The organism is Streptomyces sp. CNQ085 (assembly GCF_022614595.1).
GTDB lineage: Bacteria > Actinomycetota > Actinomycetes > Streptomycetales > Streptomycetaceae > Streptomyces.
Genome location: NZ_JAJFAU010000103.1, coordinates 12,332 through 17,815 on the forward strand (window position 1 = coordinate 12,332; position 5,484 = coordinate 17,815).

At 75.7% G+C, this 5,484-nt stretch carries 5 protein-coding genes; 4 read left to right on the forward strand and 1 reads right to left on the reverse strand.

Going from position 1 to position 5,484, the window contains the following annotated elements:
• The first annotated feature begins 483 nt into the window (after positions 1 to 483).
• Together LJ221_RS16975 and LJ221_RS16980 are read left to right on the forward strand one after the other, a co-directional pair.
• The gene (locus LJ221_RS16975) at positions 484 to 927 is read left to right on the forward strand and encodes a YchJ family protein (RefSeq protein WP_241717574.1); all 444 of its coding nucleotides are present in this window, start codon (positions 484 to 486) and stop codon (positions 925 to 927) included.
• Positions 928 to 1,214: 287 nt separating this feature from the next.
• Positions 1,215 to 1,973: a peptidoglycan-binding protein gene (locus LJ221_RS16980; protein WP_241717575.1), complete on the forward strand. Its 759-nt coding sequence runs from the start codon at positions 1,215 to 1,217 to the stop codon at positions 1,971 to 1,973.
• A 267-nt stretch (positions 1,974 to 2,240) separates the two neighbouring features.
• On the opposite strand, the gene LJ221_RS16985 is transcribed toward LJ221_RS16980, so the two are convergent.
• Entirely contained in the window at positions 2,241 to 3,458 is a 1,218-nt protein-coding gene (locus LJ221_RS16985) for an erythromycin esterase family protein (RefSeq protein WP_241717576.1), read from the reverse strand.
• 58 nt (positions 3,459 to 3,516) lie between these two features.
• Between LJ221_RS16985 and LJ221_RS16990 the strand changes: the two genes are divergently transcribed.
• Positions 3,517 to 4,236: a TioE family transcriptional regulator gene (locus LJ221_RS16990; protein WP_241717577.1), complete on the forward strand. Its 720-nt coding sequence runs from the start codon at positions 3,517 to 3,519 to the stop codon at positions 4,234 to 4,236.
• 168 nt (positions 4,237 to 4,404) lie between these two features.
• Positions 4,405 to 5,484: DUF4139 domain-containing protein (locus LJ221_RS23505; protein ID WP_302852022.1), on the forward strand; the 1,080-nt coding region annotated here is incomplete at its 3' end.

Below are 5,484 nucleotides of genomic sequence, written 5' to 3' on the forward strand. Positions count from 1 at the left end.
CCCCCCCCCCCCCCCCCGGGACCGTCGGCCCTGCCGCCCCGGTCCCGCCCGTGGTGTCCTGGTAGTGGCCTTCGGAGGCGGCCACCGGGCGCGGAGAAGCGGAGCAAGACCGCGCACCGCGCGACCGGAGCCCGCGGGGAAGCGGGTGGCCTCCAGCAGGCTCCGTGTGCCCTGCGTGACCCCCGTACGCCGGGCACACGGCGTGGGCACGGCTACCCGCCGCTCCCCTCCCTTCCGGCTCCCTCCAGGGTCCCGGCGTGGTCGGGCACGCGGGTCCGGGTCTCCCTCGGCGGCCGCCGGTAGCCGGTGGACGGCGGCCGGGGCGGCAGGCTCAGCCCGGGCGGCTCGACCTGGCGATACGGGATGCCGGACAGCAGATGGGCGATTAGAGCGCGGGGCCTTACAGCGGGCCGCACCGCTGCGCCGTCCCGCTCCCGGCGTCCCGGAGCGCGGCGCGGTCCGCGCGGCGGTCACCATTGAGGCATGTCACGACGCCGATCCCGTCCGCGCCGGAAGGCTCCGTCAGCCTCCCCCGTCCTCTCCCCCGACGCGCCCTGCCCGTGCGGCCTGCCCGCCCCCTACGCCGACTGCTGCGGCCGGTTCCACCGGGGACAGGCGGCAGCCCCCACCGCGGAGGCGCTGATGCGTTCCCGCTACAGCGCCTTCGCCGTGCGGGACCGGGCATATCTGCTGCGCACCTGGCACCCGGACACCGCGCCGGAGCGGCTGGAGCCGGACCCGGACACCCGGTGGCGGCGTCTGGAGATTCTCGGCGCCACCGGCGGCAGCCCTTTCCACACCGAGGGGACCGTCTTCTTCCGTGCCCACTTCACCGAGCGGGGGCACAAGGGGGTCGTGGAGGAGCACAGCCGCTTCGTGCGCCGCGCCGGCGCGTGGATGTACCTCGACGCCGCCGGCGCTCCCTGAACACTCCCGGGCCCAGGGACCCCCGGGCTCACGGCACATCCGGGAGCGGCCCGGCACGCGACGGGCGTGAAGAACCCGAAGGAACCGCGCACTGTCCGCACACGGCCGGCTCCGGTGCGGCTGCGAGCGAGTAAAGTCCTCCCCTGGGACCATCCGTGAGCGGTCGCGTACTCTGCGGCGTGGGGTGCTGCGGCGGGGTGTGGCGGCGGAGCGTTCGCATAGGCGCACGGCGCTCTCCTCCGCGCCCTGCCCCGCGTGCGGGCGCGGAGGGGGAACAGGAGGGGGAGATGGCGTTACGTCCCGATCCGAGGCCGCGGTTTCGTCGTCCGGATGCCGGGGAGCCGCGGTCCCCGGGCCCGTGGAACCTCCGCGGGCCGGGCGCACCGCGGCGGTCCGGTGACGGCGATACGGCCGGCGGCACCACCGGGAGCACGGCCGGTGCGCGGGATGCGGAGGCCGACGGCTCCCACCGGGCCGGCCCGGCCGCGCCGACCGGTCCCGTCGTACCCCCCGAGCCCCGCACGGGTTTCCTGACCGGATACCGAGGCCCGCGCACCACCGCCCTGATCCTGACGACCGGCGCGATCGGGTCCGCTCTGGCGACCCTGCTGGTGGCCTCCGGTGTCCTGACACCGGCCGCTCACCGCTCACCGCTGTCCGGCGGCCCGCCGTCCTCTCCGGAGAGGGCGGCCCCGGAGTCCTCCTCCCCTTCCGCACCCGCCCCGGCCGGTACGCCCTCCGCGTCCGAACAGCCGGTCCGCACACCGCCGGCGTCCGCCGCACCTCCGCCCAACCCCGCCTCCCAGCAGTCGCGGCACCCCGCGCCCGGCATGCTGTGGGAGGGCGACAGCGGCCCGGAGGTGGCAGAGCTCCAGCGGCGGCTGCGGCAGGTCCAGGGCATCTATCCCGGCGGCGACGTCGACGGCCGCTACGACGCCGAGGTCGCCGAGGCCGTCGCCCGCTACCAGCAGTGGTACGGCGTCCGGGGCGACGAGGAGGGCGTGTACGGCGACGACACCCGGCGCGATCTGGAGGCGCGCACCTGACGGACGCGCCGGCGCGCAGCGCGTCGGATCTCTCCCGCTCCAGCATCGGGGCCAGGTCGGTGCAGCCCGCCGCCCGCCCGCGCGGAAAACGTCGATCCGTCCGGCGTCCACGTCGACGACGGCGGCTCGGAGGCGTTGGGTGACCGGGGGGTTCGGGCTCCTTCGGTGGCCGACGATGGCAGAAAAAGTTTGCCGAACCCGACCCTGGAAGCGGTTCGGGCATCTGGAAAGGGCCGCGGGCATGCCGCGGACGCGGCTTCGCGCGGGTCAGCCCCGCACGACGTCCCTGACGAAGACGATGCCGTCGCTGTCGGCCAGGCCTGCCGGGTCGAGGGGTGCGTAGCCGAACCAGGGCGACACTCGGGGCGCGGGCGGCCTGGCGCCGAGGGCCACGGCCAGCCGCCGGGCACCGAGGAGGCAGCGGTCCCCGGGGAGCGCGTACAGCCGCCCTTCGAGGGTGTCCGGTGGCGGGGTGTCCACACCACGGTGGCGGATCGTGCCCAGGGCCGTGGCCACGAAGGCGTACTCCCGGCCGAGCCGGGCGCTCACCAGCGCGCCGGCGCTCCACCACTCCACCGGCCCCTCCCACATCCGCACCGTGCTCCTCCCCCGCTGGAGGTGGGAGTTGTGGCCGTGGACGAGCACCGGGCCCCGGTCGGCGAGGGCGAGGAGGTTTCCGGCCATCATCGAGTCCCGCAGCGCGCACAGCCGGGCCATGCGGGCCGGTGAGGCGTCGGCCATCCGGTGGTGGTAGCGCAGCAGACCGGTCGCGGCGCGCCCGTACAGGCGCGCCCGGTCCCACTCCTCCCGTGAGGTCGCCGCGATCAGGTGGGGGGTCTGTTCCTCCAGCAGCGCCACCAGGTCGTCGGCGAGCAGCCGCAGCCTGCTCGACTCGGCCGACTGCCCCGCCGACCGGGACGGGTCCGTCATCGCGGCGGGGTCGGTCCACCGGCCGTCGTCGCCGAGCAGGCGGTCGAGCGTCTCCGCGTCGCAGGGGAGCAGATCCGCCTCCACATGGGCCGCGAGGTGGCGGTGGAGCGCGGTGAGGGCCTGCCGGGGGCTCGCGGCGTGGGTGATCTCCAGCGGGCCGTCGAAGCCGGCGAAGCGGAGCCGCTCGGAGACGGGCCGGCCCTCGGCGTCGGCGCGGACGTTGTGGGCGCGCATCCAGCGCACGAGTTCGCGATTGGCTTCGAGGGCGCCCCAGCCGTGACCGAACCCGCTCTCCATGACCTGGGCGAGGGTGCCCGTGCCGGAGGTGACGTAGTCGTCCACGACCAGGCCCGCCACACAGTCGCTCTCGATCGCGATCGTCCGGTAGCCCTCCTCCTCGACGAACTGCCGGAACAGCTCGTTGCGCAAGCCGAGCAGCGCGTCCTCGCCGTGGGTGGGCTCGCCCAGGGCGAGCAGCCGGGGCCGGTCCGGGAGCAGCCCCATGACGGCCGCGGCGTCGACGGCGTGGGCGATGTCCTTGGTGTCGGTAGCCATACCTTCAACGCTATCGTTGAACCTTCGGTGTAGACCTGTCTGCGGTACGGTCGGCTCCATGGGGAAAAACCTTCAAAACGAGGAACGGCTCAGGCCGGTCGATCTGGCGCGCGGGCACGGTCTGTCCGCACAGGCGGTCAGGAACTACGAGGCGGCCGGCATCCTTCCGGCCGCCGACCGCACCCCCCACGGCTACCGCGTCTACACCCCGCTGCACTCGCGGGCCCTGCGCGCCTTCCTCGCCCTGGCACCCGGCCACGGCCACCGGACGGCGGCGGCGATCATGCGGGCAGTGAACGAAGGCGCGGACGAGGAGGCGTTCCGCCTCCTCGACGAGAGCCACACCCAGCTCCTGGAGGACCGCCGGACCCTCCGGGCCGTGGAGAACGCCCTGCGCGACCTGGAGCCCGACGCCGGGTCCGGGTCCGGGTCCGGCGGCACGTTCATCGGGCCGCTGGCCGGGGGGCTCGGCCTCCGGCCAGCGACGCTGCGCAAGTGGGAGCGTGCCGGACTGGTCCGCCCGCACCGCGACCCGCGTACCGGGTACCGCGTCTACGGCGAGGCCGACGTACGGGACGCCCGGCTGGTCCACCAGCTCAGGCGGGGCGGCTACCTGCTGGAGCAGATCGCCCCGCTGATCGACCAGGTGCGGACGGCCGGCGGACTGGAACCGCTGGAGACCGCGCTGCGCGACTGGCACGGCCGGCTGTCGGCCCGCGGGCGGGCGATGCTGGCCGGGGCTGCCGAACTGGAGGCGTACCTGCGCACACGCGGTTGAGCCTGGCTCTCGTCCGCTCCGCGGGTGAGTGGCCGCCGCCCGGCGCGGAGTCCGAGGACGGAAGGCGGGGCGGGAGGACACCCGGATCCTCCGCAACGCCTCTGCCCCCGTTCCCGCCTGGCGGTTATGGTGCGGTCACTGGTCGGGCGAGGGGCACGAGGGGGCGGTATGACGGACGGTGCGGCCGCGGGCGGCGGTGCGCGGACGGGACCCGGTGCGGAACCGGCGCCGGAGCCCGTGCTGGAGTCGGTGCTGGAGTCCGTGGTGGTGCACGCCGTCGGGGCCGTGTGCGTCCGGCGCGCCCACTGCCCCCTGCCGCCGGGAGGCCCGGCGGTTTCGGACGCGGGCGTACGCGTCCGGGTGGAGGGGCTGCCGATCGCGCTGTACGACCACTCGCTGCGCGGCCGGGTCGTCTCCGGACCGCCCGGGCTGCGGGTGACCGATATACGGCCGGTACGGACCGCCGCGCCTCGGGAAGGCCGCGGGACTCCCGCGCTGAGACTGGAGTTGGAGGAGGCCGAAGACCGGCTGGACCGGCTGCGCGAGCGGCGCGACCGGCTCGCCGCGGAGATCGGGGAGGTTTCGGAGCTGCGGGCGGTGCCGCCGCGGCCGCGCCGCGGGGATCGGCCCCGCCGGGCTCCCGTGGAGTCGCTGCTGGCGCTGGCGGACTTCGTGGACGGCCGGCTGGCGCTGCTCCACGAGCGGCTGCGGACGGTGGAGGCCGAACTGAGCGGCGCGGAGCACGACGTCGGTGTGCTGACCCACCGTCTGGAGGCGGCCTCCAGCTCGCTGCCCGCCGGGCGGGCGGGCGAGTCGGCCGCCGCCGTCCTGACGCTGGAGCGGGTCGGTGGCGGCGCGCCGCACGGCGAGGACGTGCAGGCTTCCTGCGAGGCGGAGTTGGAGGTCGAGTACCACGTACCCGGGGCCACCTGGTCGCCGGTGTACCAGTTGAGGCTGGACGGCGCGGACTCCGCCTTCGGCGGGACGATCGTGCTGCGGGCCTGCGTGGCCCAGCGCACCGGCGAGGACTGGACGGGCGTACGGCTGGGCCTGTCCACCGCCGACCTGCTGCGGCCCGCGGACGTCCCCCGGCTGCGGTCGCTGCGGATCGGGCGGCGCCAGGAGGAGCCCACCGCGCGGGGTTGGCGCGAACCCCCGCCGGGACTGGATGAATTGTTCGCCGGATACGACGCGGCCCTCCCGCCGGGGCCATCGCCCGGCCCGGGCCCGGCCCGGGGCCGGGCGATG